General features: G+C 68.5%; 17 protein-coding genes. 5 read left to right on the forward strand and 12 right to left on the reverse strand.

All coding sequences use genetic code 11. The features are described 5' to 3' along the window. Window positions 1–10: 10 nt before the first annotated feature. From lysA to HNP73_RS05555, 12 genes are all read right to left on the reverse strand, one after another. A complete protein-coding gene (gene lysA, locus HNP73_RS05500; RefSeq protein WP_184147587.1) occupies window positions 11–1,288 on the reverse strand; it encodes a diaminopimelate decarboxylase in 1,278 nt (425 codons plus the stop codon). Window positions 1,289–1,336: 48 nt separating this feature from the next. Then, complete coding sequence (locus HNP73_RS05505; protein WP_184147588.1) at window positions 1,337–2,002, reverse strand: hypothetical protein; 666 nt, start codon at window positions 2,000–2,002, stop codon at window positions 1,337–1,339. Between the two features lie 5 nt (window positions 2,003–2,007). Further along, window positions 2,008–2,841 (reverse strand): phosphate ABC transporter ATP-binding protein PstB, encoded by an 834-nt coding sequence (pstB, locus tag HNP73_RS05510; RefSeq protein ID WP_184147589.1) that lies wholly within the window; start codon window positions 2,839–2,841, stop codon window positions 2,008–2,010. Between the two features lie 24 nt (window positions 2,842–2,865). Next, window positions 2,866–3,735, reverse strand: a complete 870-nt coding sequence (gene pstA, locus HNP73_RS05515) for a phosphate ABC transporter permease PstA (protein WP_184147590.1) — start codon at window positions 3,733–3,735, stop codon at window positions 2,866–2,868. Window positions 3,736–3,748: 13 nt separating this feature from the next. After that, window positions 3,749–4,717, reverse strand: coding sequence for a phosphate ABC transporter permease subunit PstC (gene pstC, locus HNP73_RS05520; protein ID WP_184147591.1), 969 nt, complete (start codon window positions 4,715–4,717; stop codon window positions 3,749–3,751). Between the two features lie 73 nt (window positions 4,718–4,790). Then, window positions 4,791–5,825: a phosphate ABC transporter substrate-binding protein PstS gene (pstS, locus tag HNP73_RS05525; protein WP_184147592.1), complete on the reverse strand. Its 1,035-nt coding sequence runs from the start codon at window positions 5,823–5,825 to the stop codon at window positions 4,791–4,793. Window positions 5,826–6,029: 204 nt separating this feature from the next. Then, window positions 6,030–6,977, reverse strand: coding sequence for a bifunctional riboflavin kinase/FAD synthetase (locus HNP73_RS05530; protein ID WP_184147593.1), 948 nt, complete (start codon window positions 6,975–6,977; stop codon window positions 6,030–6,032). A 37-nt stretch (window positions 6,978–7,014) separates the two neighbouring features. Beyond that, window positions 7,015–7,470, reverse strand: a complete 456-nt coding sequence (locus tag HNP73_RS05535) for a MaoC family dehydratase (RefSeq protein WP_184147594.1) — start codon at window positions 7,468–7,470, stop codon at window positions 7,015–7,017. Between the two features lie 119 nt (window positions 7,471–7,589). Then, window positions 7,590–8,672, reverse strand: a complete 1,083-nt coding sequence (locus HNP73_RS05540) for a threonine aldolase family protein (RefSeq protein WP_184147595.1) — start codon at window positions 8,670–8,672, stop codon at window positions 7,590–7,592. Next, window positions 8,672–9,130 carry a YcgN family cysteine cluster protein gene (locus HNP73_RS05545; RefSeq protein WP_184148047.1) on the reverse strand — a complete coding sequence of 153 codons (459 nt, stop codon included), beginning with the start codon at window positions 9,128–9,130 and terminating at the stop codon, window positions 8,672–8,674. The genes HNP73_RS05540 and HNP73_RS05545 overlap by 1 nt, the downstream gene beginning before the upstream one ends. 5 nt (window positions 9,131–9,135) lie before the next feature. Continuing rightward, window positions 9,136–9,966, reverse strand: coding sequence for a ChaN family lipoprotein (locus tag HNP73_RS05550; RefSeq protein ID WP_246399535.1), 831 nt, complete (start codon window positions 9,964–9,966; stop codon window positions 9,136–9,138). 71 nt (window positions 9,967–10,037) lie between these two features. Then, a complete protein-coding gene (locus HNP73_RS05555) occupies window positions 10,038–10,919 on the reverse strand; it encodes an RNA polymerase factor sigma-32 (protein WP_184147596.1) in 882 nt (293 codons plus the stop codon). Window positions 10,920–11,212: 293 nt separating this feature from the next. On the opposite strand from HNP73_RS05555, the gene HNP73_RS05560 reads away from it, so the two are divergent. The 5 genes from HNP73_RS05560 (at window position 11,213) to HNP73_RS05580 (ending at window position 16,426) form a co-directional block, all read left to right on the forward strand. Next, entirely contained in the window at window positions 11,213–11,908 is a 696-nt protein-coding gene (locus HNP73_RS05560; RefSeq protein ID WP_184147597.1) for a glutathione S-transferase, read from the forward strand. Window positions 11,909–11,976: 68 nt separating this feature from the next. Then, window positions 11,977–13,479: a YifB family Mg chelatase-like AAA ATPase gene (locus HNP73_RS05565; RefSeq protein ID WP_184147598.1), complete on the forward strand. Its 1,503-nt coding sequence runs from the start codon at window positions 11,977–11,979 to the stop codon at window positions 13,477–13,479. 255 nt (window positions 13,480–13,734) lie between these two features. Next, on the forward strand, window positions 13,735–14,520 hold the full coding sequence (gene surE, locus HNP73_RS05570) for a 5'/3'-nucleotidase SurE (protein ID WP_184147599.1): 786 nt from the start codon (window positions 13,735–13,737) through the stop codon (window positions 14,518–14,520). A 17-nt stretch (window positions 14,521–14,537) separates the two neighbouring features. Beyond that, the gene (locus HNP73_RS05575) at window positions 14,538–15,185 is read left to right on the forward strand and encodes a protein-L-isoaspartate(D-aspartate) O-methyltransferase (RefSeq protein WP_246399537.1); all 648 of its coding nucleotides are present in this window, start codon (window positions 14,538–14,540) and stop codon (window positions 15,183–15,185) included. A gap of 29 nt (window positions 15,186–15,214) precedes the next feature. Further along, window positions 15,215–16,426: a M23 family metallopeptidase gene (locus HNP73_RS05580; protein ID WP_184147600.1), complete on the forward strand. Its 1,212-nt coding sequence runs from the start codon at window positions 15,215–15,217 to the stop codon at window positions 16,424–16,426. The last annotated feature ends 230 nt before the right edge of the window (window positions 16,427–16,656 follow it).

Consider the following 16,656-nt stretch of genomic DNA (forward strand, 5'->3'; position numbering starts at 1 on the left):
GCCGTCTCCCTTACGGGATCTCAGGGATCCACGACGGAATGCTATCGCGCTTCAGCATTTCGTCAAAGCTCGGACGGGCGCGCACCACGTCGAATTGATCACCCCGCACCAGCACCTCGGGAACCAGCGGCCGGGAATTGTACTCCGAGGCCATGACCGCGCCGTAGGCCCCGGCAGAGCGGAACGCCACGAGATCGCCGGAATCGAGCACCGGCAGCGGGCGCTCGCGGGCGAAGGTGTCGCCGGTCTCGCAGACCGGGCCGACCACATCGACGGGCGGCAGCTCGTCCCCCGGGCTCGACTCGGCCACCGGCACGATGTCATGCCATGCGTCGTACATCGCCGGGCGCACCAGATCGTTCATCGCCGCGTCGACGATCAGGAAATCCCGCCCCTCGCCATTCTTGCGCCAGATGACCCGGGTGAGCAGGATCCCGGCGTTGCCGACGATGAGCCGCCCGGGCTCGATCTCGATCTCGCAGCCGAGCGGGCCGACCGTGCGGCGGATGACCTCGCCATAGTCGAACGGCAGCGGCGGCGCCTCGTTGGCGCGGCGGTACGGGATGCCGAGACCGCCGCCGAGATCGACGCGGACGATGTCATGGCCATCGGCCCGGAGCGCGGGCACGAGCTCCGCGACCCGGGTAAAGGCCGTCTCGAACGGCGCTAGCTCGGTGAGCTGGCTGCCGATGTGCACATCGACACCGACGACGGCGATGCCCGGCAGCGCCGCCGCCTCGGCATAGACCTCACGGGCGCGGGCGATCGGGATGCCGAACTTGTTCTCCGACTTGCCGGTCGCGATCTTCGCATGGGTCTTCGCATCCACATCCGGGTTCACCCGGAGCGCGATCGGCGCGCGCAGCCCGAGGCTCGACGCCACCTCCGAGAGGGCGAACAGCTCCGGCTCCGACTCGACGTTGAACTGGCGGATGCCGCCTTCGAGGGCGACGCGCATCTCCTCCCGCGTCTTGCCGACGCCCGAGAAGACGATGCGCTCGCCCGGCACGCCTGCGGCACGGGCGCGGCGGTACTCGCCCTCGCTCACCACGTCCATGCCGGCGCCGAGCGAGCCCATCAGCCGCAGGACGGCGAGGTTCGAGTTCGCCTTCACCGCATAGCAGATCAGATGGTCGAGACCGGCAAGCGCCTCCTCGAACACCCGGAAATGCCGGGTCAGGGTGGCGGTGGAATAGACATAGACCGGCGTGCCCACCGCCTCGGCGATGGTCGTCAGCGGCACGTCCTCGGCGTGGAGAATGCCGTCGCGGTAGGTGAAATGGTCCATTTGCGCCCTCGGGATCGCCGGTTCCCTATCGCGGCGCCGCCGTCGGGATCAAGGGGTGAGGGCGGTCGGCGCGAGGAAGCGACGGTCCGACATGCTCTCGATCAGTGCCTGAGTGCGGTGCACCGCGCCCATGACGGCGATCCGGCTCCGCAGGCCGCCCGTCCGCTCGATGGCACCGGCGGCGTCCATCACCTCGCGGTAGTCCATGATCCGATCCGGGGACACCACGAGAGGCGGCAGGCCACTCCGCGCGAGGACATAGCTCGCGAGCAGTGTGGAGGTCCGGCGGTTGCCCTCGATGAAGAGCTGCGGAGTTGAGACGATTTCGACAATGAGCCCGGCGGCGAAGGCGACGGGGCGCGCGGTGTGGTGGCGCTTCACCCACTCGTTCACCTCGTCGATCCCCTGGCCGGGGCGATCGTAGAACCAGGCGCGCGACGCCTCGACATGATCGGCAAAAGAAACGCGCCGCTCGGGCGTGACACCGCAGAGCACCCGGAGATTGAGCTCCAGCAAATGCGCGCTGCCACCGTAGACAAAGGGCTCGACCCGCTCGGCAAGCAACTCGTCGACATAGCGATACCCGTCGAGCACGCGGCGGCTGACGTCCTCCGCGGTCTCCGGGGTCGGGTCCAGGCCCGCGCGAAGCTTGGCTTCGCGCAGCACCGTGAGTTCCGCCTCGATGGCGTTAAGGTCGAGACGCGCCCAGGGCATTGGCCTCAGCTGAACTCGCCGGAGATGTAACGCTTGGTCAGATCCTGCTTCGGGTCGTGGAAGATCTGCTCGGTGTCGCCCGCCTCGCAGAGGAAGCCGGTGCGCCCGCCGCGGCTGATGTCCACCGAGAAGAAGGCGGTGGTGTCGGCGACGCGCATGGCCTGCTGCATGTTGTGGGTGACGATCGCCACCGTGTAGTCCTTCTTCAGGTCGAGCATCAGCTCCTCGATGATGCGCGTGGCGATCGGATCGAGGGCCGAGCAGGGCTCGTCCATCAGCAGCACGGTCGGCTCGGTGGCGATGGCGCGCGCGATGCAGAGACGCTGCTGCTGGCCACCGGAGAGCGCGAGGCCGTTCTCCTTGAGCTTGTCCTTCACCTCGTCCCAGAGGCCGGCCCGGCGCAGCGCGTACTCGACCCGCTGCTTGTAGTCGCCCTTGTAGCGGTTCAGCCGCAGGCCAAAGGCCACGTTCTCGAAGATCGACATCGAGAACGGGTTCGGCTGCTGGAAAACCATGCCGATGTGACGGCGGACCACCACGGGGTCGATGTTGCGCGCGTAGATGTCCTGACCGAGGAACTGGACCTGACCCTCGAGCCGGAAGCTCGGGATCAGATCGTTCATGCGGTTCAGCGAGCGCAGGACCGTCGACTTGCCGCAACCCGACGGGCCGATGAAGCCGGTGATCTTGTTCTTCTCGATGGCGATGTTCGTATCGCGCACCGCGAGGAACTTGCCGTAGTGGATCTCGCTGATACGGGCGTCGATCGCGGCGGCAGCAACGGTCTTCTGGGGCGCTACGTAGTCGGTGGCGGGGCGGGCGATGTCGAGGACAGACATGGTGGGGAGTCTCCGGGTTCCGGGTTACACGCGACGGGCGCTGATGAGCCGGCTGAGAACGTTGAAGGCGAGCACGATGAGCACGAGGACAAGGGAGGCGGCCCACGCGAGCTCGATCTGGTTCGGGAACGGCATTCCCGAGAAATTGTAGATCAGGATCGCGAGTGAGGCCGTGGGCTCGCCCAGGCTCGAGATCCAGTAATTCGAGAACAGTGCGGTAAAGAGCAGCGGCGCCGAGTTGCCGGCAGCACCGGCGACCGCCAGCATGACGCCGGTGAGGATCCCCGGTGTCGCCGTCGGCAGGACGACGCGAAGCATCGCCTGGGTTTCGGTGCAGCCCATGCCGAAGGCTGCGTCCTTCATCCGCTGCGGCACCATGCGGATCGACTGCTCGGACGTCAGCATGATCGTGGGCAGCATCAGCACCGCGAGCGCCACGCCACCGGCAAGCGCCGAGTAGGTGCCCATCCAGAGCACGAGCGACGCATAGACGAAGACACCCGCGAGGATCGACGGAAAGCCGGTCAGCACCTTGGCAATGAAGCGGGTGGCATCGGCGAGCTTGCTCTCCGGGGCGACGAAGCCGAGGAAGACGCCGCCGAGGATGCCGAAGGGCACGGAGATGAGCGTCGCCAGCGCGACGATGACCAGCGTGCCGACCACCGCATTGCCGAAGCCGCCACCCATCTCCAGCCCGGCGGGCGGCAACTGGGTGAACAGCGCGGTTCCGAGGCGCGCGCCGCCCCGGGTGATGAGCATGTAGAGCACCGAGACAAGCGGCACGGCGGCGCCAACCGCCACGACCCAGAGCAGCACGGTGAGGACGGTGTTCCGCAGCGCCCGGCGATCGCCGAGCGAGTGGCGCAGGTCCGGGGTGCCCGGAAGTTCTGTCATGACCGCAACCACATCAACCGACCTTCTGCTTCGAGGACATGGCCATGATGAGCGTGCCCACCACGTTCACCGCGAGAGAGATGACAAGGAGAACGATCGCCGCGTACATCAGCGCCTGCGTCTCGATCCCGCTGGCTTCGGGGAACTGCGAGGCGAGGAGCGAGGCGAGGGTATTCGCCGGCGAGAACAGCGACCACGAAATCTGGTTCGAGTTGCCGATCAGCATCGCGAGCGCCATCGTCTCGCCGAGCGCGCGGCCGAATCCGAGGACGAGGCTCGCGAAGATGCCCGAGGTCGCGGTCGGGATCATGACCTTGGTGATCGCCTCCCAGCGGGTCGTGCCCATGCCGAAGGCGGCTTCCTTGGTCTTGTAGGGAATGAGCGAGAAGGCGTCCTGGCTGATCGCGGCGACGGTGGGAAGCACCATGATCGCAAGCACGATCACCGCCGGCGCCATGGAGGGGCCGGAAAACGACGACGAGAACATCGGGAACCAGCCGAATGTCTCGTTGAGGAAGCCGGCGACCGGACGAAGCGCCGGGATCACCACATAGATGCCCCAGAGGCCGTAGACCACCGACGGGATCGCCGCCAGCATCTCGATCACCGTGCGGAACACCTGCGCGAGCCGCGCATCGAGAAAGTCCTGGGTCAGGAAGATCGCGACACCGACACCGAAGAAGGCGGCAATGACGAGCGCGAGCACCGAGCTGTAGAGCGTGCCCCAGATCTCTGCGAGAACGCCGAACTTCTCCTGACCGGGATCCCAGACCGCCGACGTCAGAAAGCCGAAACCGTACCGCTCGATCGCGGGCATCGCGCGAAAGCCGATCTCCCAGAGGATGTAGATCAGCAGCAGAACGACGAGCGCCCCGGCGGCATAGGCGCCGCCGCGGAACACACGATCCGCTATGATGTCACCCGTGGTCGGTGGTCGCGACGCCGACCGCCCACTGTCCTGCTTGAAATCAGTCGAACTCATACGCTCCAGCCCCCGGATGAAAACCGGCGCAGCCTCACGGCCGCACCGGCGATAGGTCAGACGTGGCTCTGGCTCAGGAGCCGGCGCCGATCTTCTCCGCAGCCGTCCGGACCTTCTCGATGACCGCTTCCGGCATCTCGATGTAGCCAAGGCTCTCGGCCATCGCCTGACCGTCGGTCAGGCCGTACTCCACCAGCTTCTTCATCGCGTCGGCCTTCACCGGATCGGCGACCGACTTCGGGAAGACCATCCAGGTGAAGGTCGCGATCGGGTAGGCATTCTCGCCGTCCGGATCGGTGATGAAGGCACGCATCTGGTCGTCGAACTGCGCGGAGGCAAGCGCGTTCGAGCCGCCCTCGCCGCCGGCCTTGATGAACTTGCCGGCCTTGTTCTCGAGATCGGCCATCGGAGTGCCGGTCAGCTTGGCATAGCCGTACTCGGTGTAGCCGATCGCGCCCGGGGTCTGCACCACGGTCGCGGTCACGCCGTCATTCTTCGGCGCCTTCACCAGCTTGTCGGTGCTCGGCCACTGGACGGAGTTGCCAAAGCCCGGGCCGTCCTTGAACGCGGCGTCGATCGCCGAGAGGTGGCCCGTGAAGTTGAACGTGGTGCCCGAGCTGTCCGAGCGCACGACGACGGTGATCGGCATGTCGGGCAGCGTGACGCCCGGGTTCGCCTCGGCGATCTTCGGGTCGTTCCAGTTGGTGATGTTCCCGAGGAAGATCTCCGGGTACACGTCGCGCGGCAGCTTCACTTCAGTGACGCCCGGCAGGTTATAGATGAGAACGATCTCACCGGCGGTCATCGGAAGCAGGACGACATTGCCTTCGGCCTTGGCGATATCCTCGTCCTTCATGGCCGAGTCGCTGGCGGCGAAGTCGACGACCTTGTTCAGGTAGTCCTGGATGCCGGCACCCGAACCCTTGGACTGGTAATCGACGGTGATACCGTCGGACTTCGAGGAGAAGTCCTTGAACCAGGCCGAATAGATCGGGAACGGGAAGCTCGCTCCGGAACCCGTGAGACGGGTGTCAGACTGTGCGAGCGCCGGGAAGGCGACGGCGGTGATGGCGGCTGCGAAAGCGGCGCTGACGATGTTAAGACGCATTGGGGCAGTCCCCTCAGTTACTTGCTCGTCGCCGCTTTAACGATTCCATGTGACGCCAACATGACAAGCCGTCACAAAACCCCGGCCGGGAAACGGCCATGCGCCAGACGCATAGCTGAGGACGGTCGAGGCTTCCGTGCAAGGGTGTTCGTGGGGGCGTCAGACGGCGCTTCCGGGTGCACAGGGCGCCCTCAGACGGCGCGCTCAGACGGCGCCCTGCGCCGCGAGACTCGCGCGCGAGTCTTCCACGTCCCGGCCGATCTGCTCCACCAGCGCGTCGATGCTGTCGTAGCGCACTTCCGGCCGCAGGTACTCGACGAGACCGACCGAGACCTCCTCGCCGTAAAGATCGCCCGAGAAGTCCATGAGATAGACCTCAAGATTCGGCTTCTCGCCGTCGAACGTCGGCCTTATCCCGATGGACGCGGCCCCGGGGTAGCGCCCGCTGTGCGGGCCGGTCAGCACGTCCACCGTCGCGGCATAGACCCCGAAGCGCGGCAGGTGCAGCCCGTCGAGGGAGAGGTTGATCGTCGGAAACCCGAGCTGGCGGCCGAGCTTCTTGCCATGCTCCACGGGCCCCTGAATGCGGTGCCAGTGACCGAGGATGCGCGCGGCGCGGCCCGGCTCGCCGGCGGTCAGCGCCGCGCGAATCGCCGTGGAGGAGAAATCCCCCGTCTGATCGCAGACGAGCGGCGCCACGGAGACGCCAAAGCCCGCCGCCGTGCCGAGGGCCTTCAGCGTGTCGCTGTCGCCGCTCCGGGCGCGCCCGAACCGGAAATCGGCGCCAACCGCCACGTAGCGGACGCCCATCCCGTCGACGAGCACGTTCTGGACGAAGTCCAGCGGCTCGAGACTGGCGAGAGCCTGATCAAAGCTGAGTTCATAGAGGACTTCCACGCCGAGCTTCGCCATGCGGCTGGCGCGCGCCTCGGCGGTGGTGAGCCGAAAGGGCGGCGCTCCAGGGGCGAAGAAGGCGCGCGGGTGCGGCTCGAACGTGACGACACCGAACGGGACGCCAAGCTCGCCCGCGGCAGCGTGGGCGAGCGCCAGAACCGACTGGTGTCCGAGATGGACACCGTCGAAGTTCCCCATGGCAACGGCAGCGCCGCGGTCCGATGCAGGCAGCCCACGATAGTCTCGGATCAGCTTCATCGGCTCCCTTGCGGGGCCGCGGACCCGCCCCGTCGCGTCAGTCGAACTTCCGGCTCGGCGCCAACACCAGCGCCTCGCCGTCGAGGACCACCGTATCGCCCACCCGGCAGGCGCAATCAAGCGTCACCCGGCGGCGGGAATGGTCGATCTCCCGGACCGTCACGATGGCCTCCACGCGGTCACCGGGGCGGACCGGCGCGCGGAAGCGCAGGCTCTGCTTCAGGTAGACCGTTCCGTGCCCCGGCAGTTGCTCGCCGATGACGGCGGAGATGAGGGCGGCGGTCAGCATGCCGTGGGCAATGCGGCCCTCGAAGATCGTGTCACGGGCATAGTCGTCATCGAGATGCACGGGATTGTGGTCGGTCGAGAGCTCGGCGAAAAGCGAGATCTCCCGGTCGCCGATGGTCTTGGCCACCGACCGCGTCATCCCGATCTCGATCTCCTCGATGCAGATCGTACCGACCGGCAGATTGTGCTCGCGCATATCCAGCATCGCGCCCTCGCTTGTCACGTTGTGCAGCGCACCATAACCCAGAATCGGGGATGGCGCAACATGCTCGCGCAAGAATGCCACGAAATGACGAGACTGGCCGTAACGATATTACCCGGCGATCACGGCCGTGCCGGTTCCGGTGCCGTCGCGCCGGCCCGGAGCACGTTCAGGAAACCCTCCACCTCGGCCTCGGTCGTCGACCAGTTGCAGACGAGACGGGCGGACAACGGCTCGTCATCCGGCCCCTCGAGGGTCTGGTGCCCGGGCCAGAGATAATACTGTGCGCCCGCGGCCCGCGCGGCGCGATGTCCGGCGCGCGGCCACGCGGCAAAGACGGCGTTCGCTTCGGTCGGATGCACGAGCTTTGCCCCCGGAAGGCTCGCAATGCCCTCGGAAAGCTGGCGCGCGCGCGCATTGGCCTGCCCGGCCAGCGTGCGCCAGAGACCATCACAGAGGTAGCTCTCCATCTGCGCCGAAAGGAAGCGGTGCTTCGAGAACAGATGCCCGCCCCGCTTGCGGCGCAATTCGAACTCCCACGCCCTCGCCGGATCGAACAGGACGACCGCCTCGACCCCCATGCATCCGTTCTTGGTGCCGCCAAGGCTCAGCACGTCGACCCCGGCGCGCCACGTGAGCTCAGCGGAGGTGCAGCCGAGGAACGCCAGCGCATTGGCAAAGCGCGAACCGTCCATGTGCACCGGCAGGTGATACTCCCGCGCGATCGCCGAGAGCCGCGCCACGTCCTCCGGCGAATAGACCGTGCCGGCTTCCGTGGCGTTGGTGAGGCTCACCGCCCCGCGCTGCACGTTGTGCACCCCCGCCCGCGCCGTGAACGCCAGTGCGTCCCGCAGCCCGTCGGGCGCGATCCGCCCGTTCGCCCCGTCGATGAGCGTCAGCTTCGCGCCACCGGTGTAGAACTCCGGCGCGCCGCACTCGTCCTCCTCCACGTGGGAGGTGCGGTGACAATAGATCGTCGCCCACGGCGGGCAGAGGCACGCGAGCGCCAGCGCGTTCGCCGCCGTGCCGGTCGGGACGAGATAGACCGCCGCCTCCGGCGCCTCGAAGACCTCGCGCACCCGCTCGGTCACCCGCGCCATCGCCGCATCGGCGCCATAGGACATGGCATGGCCCTGATTGGCCCGGAGCACCGCCGCCATCACCTCGGGTGCGGCCGGGCTCGTGTTGTCGGAAGCGAACCACATCAGACGTCCTCCTCGATCACGTGGTCCGGCCAGTCGTCTTCGTTGACTGAATACTCGGCCACCATCCGTCCCTTGAACGAAACCCCGGCCCGATGAACGCTCTCGGGGTCACCCGAGATGAGCGGGTGCCACGGCTCAAGATCGTGGCCTTCATGGACCAGCCGGTACGCACAGCTTCGCGGCATCCACGTGAGCACCTCCTCGAGGTTCTCCTGCCCGAGCGTCACGCACCCGGCCACAAGCTGCCGCCGCAGCGCATAGTTGCCGCATCGGCAGGTGTCGAGATCGAGCAGCCGGCAGGCGACGTTGGTATAGACCACGTCGCCGGTCTCATCGTCTTCCAGCTTGACGACGCAGCACTTGGCACAACCGTCGCAAAGCGCCTCCCACTCCGCGCGCGTGAGATCCTCCAGCGGATAGCGCCGCCAGAACTCCGCCCGAAGGCCCTTCCCCGCCAACCCGCTCAAGGCGCCCCCGTCGCAATGCTGAGACAAGGATCGTCCCGCGGCACGGCCGGCGAGACGAGCACCGCGTCGAAATCCCGGGCATCGTCCGGTTCTTCCTCGGCCTGCCCGAGCGCGAAGACGTCGATATGCGGCGCCGCGACGTCGATCAGCGACGGCACCCCGCGGCTGCGGCTGGCATGCCCGGTGCCCGAGATCACCACGACCTGCCCGTCGCCGGTCCTGGTCCGTGCCCAGAGCGCCGCATCGGCGATTTCCGCGTCCCGCAGGCGCTGGGCCTCCACCATGCCGGGCAACATCTCCTGTGGCAGCTTGTCGCAGTGCGCCGCCGCCTGCTCCGCCACGCGGCGGTCCTGTTCCTTGGCCGGCAGCGGCTGGTCCAGTCCATAGGTACTGGCGTCCGGCCCGAAGACACCGGCGGCGCCCTCGACCATCGCCCGCCTCACCTCGGCCCGCGGCTGCTCGGCGCCGAAAATCCGGGCCTCCGGCGCCGCATCGAGGATCGCACTGTAGTACGCAAAATCGGGCCAGCCGCTTTCGTCCCAGTCCAGCGCCTCGGCAATCGCATCCGCGTCCGCGCCCTGTTCGCGCAGTTCGTTCACCCGGCCCTCGGCCTCCTGCGGGATCATCTCGAACACGATGGCCGCAGGCCGAAGGGCCGCGACGATGGCGGCCTGATTCGCGTGATGGCCCGGATTGTCATGGACCTCGCCGAGAATCACCACGTCAGCCTTCTTCGCCGCGGCGATCACGCCCTCGACGCCCGTTGCCTGCACGCCGCCCGGCAGCAGCAGGGCGCACGCCAGCGCTGCATTCCGAACCCGACGCAATCGAGCAACTCCGCGACCTACTGACCGGCGGCACTATGACACGCACCGCCGGGAGGGTCACCCCTTTCCGGTCAGGCGGTTGTCAACAACTCCGCCGCCGAACCCGTCGTCGTCTCAAGCCGCTTGCGCAACTTGTTCAGCGCCTGCGCCTCGAGCTGCCGGATCCGCTCCTTGGAGAGCCCGAGCTCCTGCCCGAGGCTTTCGAGGGTGCGCGGCTCGTCGCGCAGCTTGCGCTCCACGATGATCATCCGCTCGCGGGCATTGAGCGAGGCAAGCGCCTCGGCGAGCCACCCGCGGACCCGGGCGAGATCGGCATTGCGCGTCACCGTCTCGGCCGCCTGCGGCGCGTCATCCTCCAGCGTCTCGAGCCACTCGCGGCCCTCTTCGCCTGCCTGCTGCGCGTTGAGCGAGAAATCCGCCCCGGCGAGGCGCGCGTCCATCATCTCCACGTCACGCAGCGGAACGCCCACCTCTTCGGCGATCTTCTCGCGCAGCTGCTGGCCGTCGAGCACCTCGCCGTTGGCACCGGCTTCGCGCTCCAGCCTGGCACGCACCCGGCGCAGATTGAAGAACAGCGCCTTCTGCGACGAGGTCGAGCCGGTGCGCACCATCGACCAGTTGCGCATCACGTAGTCCTGGATCGACGCCTTGATCCACCACACCGCATAGGTCGAGAACCGCACGCCGCGGTCGGGATCGAACTTTTCCGCCGCCTTCATCAGGCCGACACCGGCCTCCTGAATCAGATCCGGCATCGGCGCACCGTACCGGCGGTAGCGGGATGCCATCGAGATCGCGAGACGCATGTAGGCGTTCACCAGCCGGTGCAACGCCTTTTCGTCCCGCTGGTCCCGCCAGGCGCGGGCCAGTGCCAGCTCGGTATCGACGTCGAGCATCTCCGCGCCCATCGCGCGCCGCGCAACCGTCCGAAGTCCGGGATCCTGGAATGCCATCTCGTGCCCTCCTCCGGCTCGTGAAGCCCGGCCCCCCTGGCCGCGCCCTGTACAGGCCTGTCGATTCAGGCTTGTCTGAAAGCTGATACGCGTCGACTGAACCGTTGGATCACCCCAGAGTTCCATCCGGCCCACGATTTCCTCCCGCCTGCCGCCGGCCGCGGATCGTTCCCGCGGCGCAACTGCCCGGAAAAGGGCCGACTTCAGGCGCGAGACACCGTGACAATCCAGCACGCTTGCGCTGTGGCACGATGACGTGAACTGTGGCATCGTTCATCCAGAGGCTCCCCCCAATGTACACTCTCGCGATCGCCGACCGTGCCTATTCCAGCTGGTCCCTCCGGGGCTGGCTCCTTGTTGTCCGGTTCGGATTGACGGCCACGGTGGAATCCGGGCGCCTATATACCTCTGGACTGAGTGATCTTCTGGAGCACTACGCCCCGGCGACGACGGTTCCGGCGCTGCGGATCGCCGGGGATGGCCCGGAGCGGGTGGTCTGGGACAGCCTCGCCATTGCCGAGACTCTGGCCGAACTGCACCCCGAGGCGGGGCACTGGCCCGCGGAGCCGGTGGCGCGCGGCCTCGCGCGGTCGCTGGCCGCCGAAATGCACGCGGGCTTCCAGAGCCTGCGCACCGCCTGCCCGATGAACCTGCGCCGCGCCTACGTGGGATTCGACCCCTCGCCCGAGGTGCTGAGGGACCTCAAGCGCATCGAGCTGCTGTGGCGGGTGGCCCGGGAGGCCGCACCGAACGACGGACCGTGGCTCTTCGGCGACTACTGCGCCGCCGACGCATTCTTCGCGCCGGTTGCCGCGCGCATCGCCACCTACGACCTGCCAGTCAGCGCCGAGAACGCGACTTACGTGCTGGCCCATCTCGGGGATCGCTGCTTCCTCGACTGGCGCGCCGCCGCGCTCGCCGATCCGGTCGAGCTGGAACGCTACGACCTCGCGCTTCCCGAACTGCCGTGGCCCGGGCCTCTGGTCTGAGCGGTTAACCCTTCCGCAACGCTGGCCCGCCACCGTCTGCCCGTCGCAACGCGGGCAAGGTGAGGGGCATGGTGGCGCGCGCCTACACGGTGGCTTTTCAGGGCGTCGAGGCTCGCCTCGTCGAGGTGCAGTGCGCGATCACCGCCGGCCTGCCGGCCTTCAACCTCGTGGGGCTGCCGGACAAGGCGGTCTCGGAGGCGAAGGAGCGGGTGCGCGCCGCGATGACCGCCATGGGCCTCGCGCTGCCGGCGAAGCGGATCACCGTCAACCTCTCGCCCGCCGACCTGCCGAAGGAGGGCTCGCACTTCGACCTGCCGATCGCGCTGGCGCTGCTCGCGGCGATGGAGGTGCTGCCGAGCGACGAAGTGGCGGCGCAGGTGGCGCTTGGCGAGCTCTCGCTCGACGGCTCGCTCGTGCCGGTGATCGGCGCGCTGCCCGCGGCGCTCGCAGCGGCGGAGGCCGACTGCGGCCTCATCTGTCCGGCGGCCTGCGGCGCCGAGGCGGCGTGGGTCGGCGCCGTGCAGGTCATCGCCCCGAAAACGCTCCTCGCCCTCGTCAACCATTTCACCGGCCGCGGCGCCCTCGCCCCGGCCGAACCCGGCACCGTGCCCGATACCGCCCCGCGCAAGGACTTCGCCGAGGTGAAGGGTCAGGAGAGGGCCAAGCGCGCGCTCGAGATCGCCGCCGCCGGGCGGCATCACCTGCTGATGGTCGGGCCGCCCGGCTCCGGCAAGTCGATGCTCGCCGCGCGCCTGCCCGGCATCCTGCCGCCGCTCGAACCCTCGGAGGCGCTGGAGACCTCGATGATCCACTCCCTCGCCGGCCTGCTGGACGAAGGCGGCATCTCGCGTGCCCGGCCGTTCCGCACCCCGCACCACACCGCGTCGATGGCGGCGATCGTCGGTGGCGGGCGCAGCGCCAAGCCCGGCGAGATCAGCCTCGCCCATCACGGCGTCCTCTTTCTCGACGAGTTGCCCGAGTTCTCCCGGCCCGTGCTCGAAACCCTGCGCCAGCCCATCGAGACCGGCGACGTGGTCGTCGCCCGCGCCAACGCCCACGTGCGCTATCCCTGCCGCTTCATGCTGGTCGCCGCAGCGAACCCCTGCCGCTGCGGGCATCTCGCCGACCCGGGCCGCGCCTGCGCCCGGGTGCCGGACTGCGGGGCGGAGTATCTCGGCCGCATCTCCGGGCCGCTCCTCGACCGCTTCGACCTGCGCATCGAAGTGCCGCCTGTGACAGTGGACGATCTCGCCGGAGCACCCTCCGGCGAGCCGAGCACTGCCATCGCCGCGCGCGTCGCGTCCGCCCGCGCGGTCCAGCGGGCACGCTTCGACGGCATCGACGGTGTCGCGGTCAATGCCGACGCCGAGGGCGAACTGCTCGATGCCATCGTCGCCCCGAGCGAGGCGGCGCGAAAGCTCGTCTCTGACATCGCCGCCCGCTTCCGGCTGAGCGCGCGGGCCTACCACCGCGTCCTCCGCGTCGCCCGCACCGTCGCGGATCTGGAGGCGAGCGCCGGCGTCGAGCGCCGCCACATCGCCGAGGCTGCCGGCTACCGCCTCGCGCTCTGAGCCAACCCGCGCGTCCGCCGGACTGACCCGGTCCGGGCCGAAGACCGGGCGGCTCCGGCGACCGGTTGTCGCCGCCGGCATCCCCCGGAACGACCCGCGTCTCGGGCACCGGTTTCCCGACGGTTAACCGCGAACGACATTTCCTTTATAATCATATATTTGAGCAATGCGCGCAACTTGCGCACCCGCCACCGGCTGGACGTGCCCGATGCTTCTGCCTAGAACATCCGGCAAACGGGGCAGCGGGGCAGCGACATGCGGATACTGGTCACCAACGACGACGGAATCAGCGCGCCCGGCCTTGTCGTCGCCGAGGAGATCGCCAACGCCCTCGCGGGCGCCGACGGCGAGGTCTGGGTCGTCGCCCCCGCCTTCGAACAGTCCGGCGTCGGCCACTGCGTCTCCTACATCCGTCCGATGCGCCTCGAAAAGCTCGGAGAGCGCCGCTTCGCCGTGGAGGGCTCGCCCGCCGACTGCGTGCTCGCCGGCGTCGGCGAGATCATGCGCGACGCGCCGCCCGACCTCATCCTCTCCGGGGTCAACCGCGGCCACAACGTCGCCGAGGACACCGTCTATTCCGGCACCATCGGCGCCGCCATGGAAGGCGCGCTCCACGGCTTCCGCTCCGTGGCCATGTCGCAGTACTACGGCCGTCCGGGCACCGGTCCCTCCGATCCCTTCGCCGCCGCCCGCGCCCACGGCGCCGACGTGGTGGGGCGGCTCCTCGCCGCCGACGTCTGGCCCCGCGAGCGCTACGCCGCCTTTCACAACGTGAACTTCCCCGCCGTCGACGCCGGCGCGGTGCAGGGCGTGAAGGCCACCTTCCAGGGCTGGCGCCCTGCCCCCACCTTCGGCGTGCTGCCGCACGTGGCGCCGAACGGCCGGACCTTCCTCTGGCTCACCAATTCGCCGGGCAACTCCAGCGGAGCGGAAGGCTCGGACTCGCGCGAATGCCATGACGGCTTCATCACCGTGACGCCGCTCACCGCCGACCTGACGGCACACTCCCTCGTTGAACCGCTTGCGCGGGCCCTCGGATAAGGCAAGGCTTACATTCCATGCACCCGGCAGAACAGCAGATGCAGTTCGTCTATACCCTGCGCTCGCGCGGGGTGATGAACGCCGAGGTGCTGAAGGCGATGGAGGCAACGCCCCGCGCCGACTTCCTCGAAGGCATCTTTCGCGAGCGATCGTTCGAGGACACGCCGCTCCCGATCGAATGCGGCCAGACGATCAGCCAGCCGACCGTGGTCGGCCTCATGACCCAGGCGCTCGAGGTGACGCGGCGCTGCAAGGTGCTCGAGATCGGCACTGGCTCGGGATATCAGGCGGCGATCCTCTCGCGCCTCGCCCGACGGGTCTACACCGTCGAGCGCCACCGCCGCCTCGCCCGGCGGGCGAAGGATCTGCTGCTGAAGCTCGCGCTCCACAACATCACCGTCGTGCATGGTGACGGCTCGCTCGGTCTGCCCGAGCAGGCCCCGTTCGACCGGATCCTCCTGACCGCCGCGGCAGAGGATCCGCCGCAGCCGCTCATCGACCAGCTGCGGCCCGGCGGCATCATGGTGCTGCCGGTCGGCCAGAGCAGCGCGGTGCAGACATTGATCCGAATTGAAAAGACCGAGGCGGGGCTTGACTATACCGACCTCGGACCCGTGCGGTTCGTGCCCCTTGTCGAAGGCGTGGCGCACGACGTATTGGAATGACCGGTGTGAGAATGACGGGAGACACGGGCATGCAGCGCACCCCCGACAGCGGCGACACGCCCCCTGGTCCGGTCGCGACCAGAGCGCGTCTGGTGAGACTGCTCGCCCTCTCGGCGGCGGTCGGACTCGCGGGCTGTGCGGGCAACACCTGGAACCCTTGGGGCGGCAACGAAGCTCCCGCCGACGCGGGAGCGACGTCCTCGGTGCAGAACCTGCCGCCGGACTCGCGCGGCGTCATCACCTACGCCAGCTATCAGGTGGCTGTGGCGCGGGACGGCGACACCCTCGACAGCGTTGCGGCCCGGGTGGGCACGACGGCCGAGGCGCTCGCCCGGCGGAACGCGCTGCCGTCGAACTATTTCCTGCGTCAGGGCGAGGTCCTGCTCCTGCCCGACGACGTGGCGCGCCCGGCCTCCGGGCTCGATGGCGGCGGGGTGACGACCCAGCCGCTCGGCGGCGCCTGGTCGACCGAGAGCGCCGCGGCGGCGATCAATGCCAGCCCGACCGGCAGCACGACCTCGATGGCCGCGCCTGCGTCGACGAACCCGTTCCAGAACGGCCAGAAGACGCCGCTGATCGATCCGGTGCGTCACCGGGTCGAGAAGGGCGAGACGGCCTATTCCATCGCCCGGCTCTACGGCGTTTCGGTGACGGCGCTCGCCTCGTGGAACGGACTCGGCCCCGATCTCGGGGTCCGCGAGAACCAGGAACTGCTGGTGCCGATCGTCAGCGACGCGAACCGCATCTCGAGCGGCACCGACACGCAGCCCGGCCAGGGGACGCCGGTGGCGCCGCCACCGCTCGCCGCCGAACCGCTGCCTGAGGACATTGCCGAGGCGCGCGAACCCGCCTCGCCCGAACTCGGGCAGTACCGCACGCCTGCGGGTGGTCGGCTGGGCGCACCGGTGAGCGGCGAGGTAACCCGCAAGTTCAACTCCGCGCATCCGAACGGCATCGCCTTCGCCGCATCGCCCGGAACCTCGGTGCGTGCGTCGGGCTCGGGCGAGGTCGCGGCCGTCACCGACGCTGTTGGCGGGCTCGGCACCATTGTGCTGATCCGGCACCAGGACGACCTCATCACCACCTATTCCACCCTCTCCGACGTCACGGTGAAGGAGGGAGACCGGGTGCAGAGTGGTCAGGTGATCGGCAAGGTCGCCCAGCGCGACAAGCCGGAGCTGCAGTTCGACGTGTTCCGCGGCACCACCAACGTTGACCCGACTCCCTACCTCGGGGGCTGAGGCGACAGCGGGCGCGCGAGCACCGGCCTCGGGGAGCCGTCCCGGCTCCCGCTCGACCGGTGCTTGACGCTTCGCCGCCTTTGCGGCTCCGCTCCGGCGGAACAGGCTTCGCCCGTGAAGAAGGGAGTTCTCCCCGCCTGTTGGCGGGGCCCCTCGTCCCTGCCCGATAGGGTTTCTGCCAGTATGAAAACCGAAACAGAGCCTTCCCATTGGCTTGACCGAGGGCCGGG

The organism is Amaricoccus macauensis, from assembly GCF_014201905.1.
GTDB classification, from domain to species: Bacteria; Pseudomonadota; Alphaproteobacteria; order Rhodobacterales; family Rhodobacteraceae; genus Amaricoccus; species Amaricoccus macauensis.

Coding starts and splice junctions, on each gene's coding strand:
- lysA (WP_184147587.1), bottom strand. CDS start 1,288: ATGGACCATTTCACCTACCGCGACGGCATTCTCCACGCCGAGGACGTG.
- HNP73_RS05505 (WP_184147588.1), bottom strand. CDS start 2,002: ATGCCCTGGGCGCGTCTCGACCTTAACGCCATCGAGGCGGAACTCACG.
- pstB (WP_184147589.1), bottom strand. CDS start 2,841: ATGTCTGTCCTCGACATCGCCCGCCCCGCCACCGACTACGTAGCGCCC.
- pstA (WP_184147590.1), bottom strand. CDS start 3,735: ATGACAGAACTTCCGGGCACCCCGGACCTGCGCCACTCGCTCGGCGAT.
- pstC (WP_184147591.1), bottom strand. CDS start 4,717: ATGAGTTCGACTGATTTCAAGCAGGACAGTGGGCGGTCGGCGTCGCGA.
- pstS (WP_184147592.1), bottom strand. CDS start 5,825: ATGCGTCTTAACATCGTCAGCGCCGCTTTCGCAGCCGCCATCACCGCC.
- HNP73_RS05530 (WP_184147593.1), bottom strand. CDS start 6,977: ATGAAGCTGATCCGAGACTATCGTGGGCTGCCTGCATCGGACCGCGGC.
- HNP73_RS05535 (WP_184147594.1), bottom strand. CDS start 7,470: ATGCTGGATATGCGCGAGCACAATCTGCCGGTCGGTACGATCTGCATC.
- HNP73_RS05540 (WP_184147595.1), bottom strand. CDS start 8,672: ATGTGGTTCGCTTCCGACAACACGAGCCCGGCCGCACCCGAGGTGATG.
- HNP73_RS05555 (WP_184147596.1), bottom strand. CDS start 10,919: ATGGCATTCCAGGATCCCGGACTTCGGACGGTTGCGCGGCGCGCGATG.
- HNP73_RS05560 (WP_184147597.1), top strand. CDS start 11,213: ATGTACACTCTCGCGATCGCCGACCGTGCCTATTCCAGCTGGTCCCTC.
- HNP73_RS05565 (WP_184147598.1), top strand. CDS start 11,977: ATGGTGGCGCGCGCCTACACGGTGGCTTTTCAGGGCGTCGAGGCTCGC.
- surE (WP_184147599.1), top strand. CDS start 13,735: ATGCGGATACTGGTCACCAACGACGACGGAATCAGCGCGCCCGGCCTT.
- HNP73_RS05575 (WP_246399537.1), top strand. CDS start 14,538: ATGCACCCGGCAGAACAGCAGATGCAGTTCGTCTATACCCTGCGCTCG.
- HNP73_RS05580 (WP_184147600.1), top strand. CDS start 15,215: ATGCAGCGCACCCCCGACAGCGGCGACACGCCCCCTGGTCCGGTCGCG.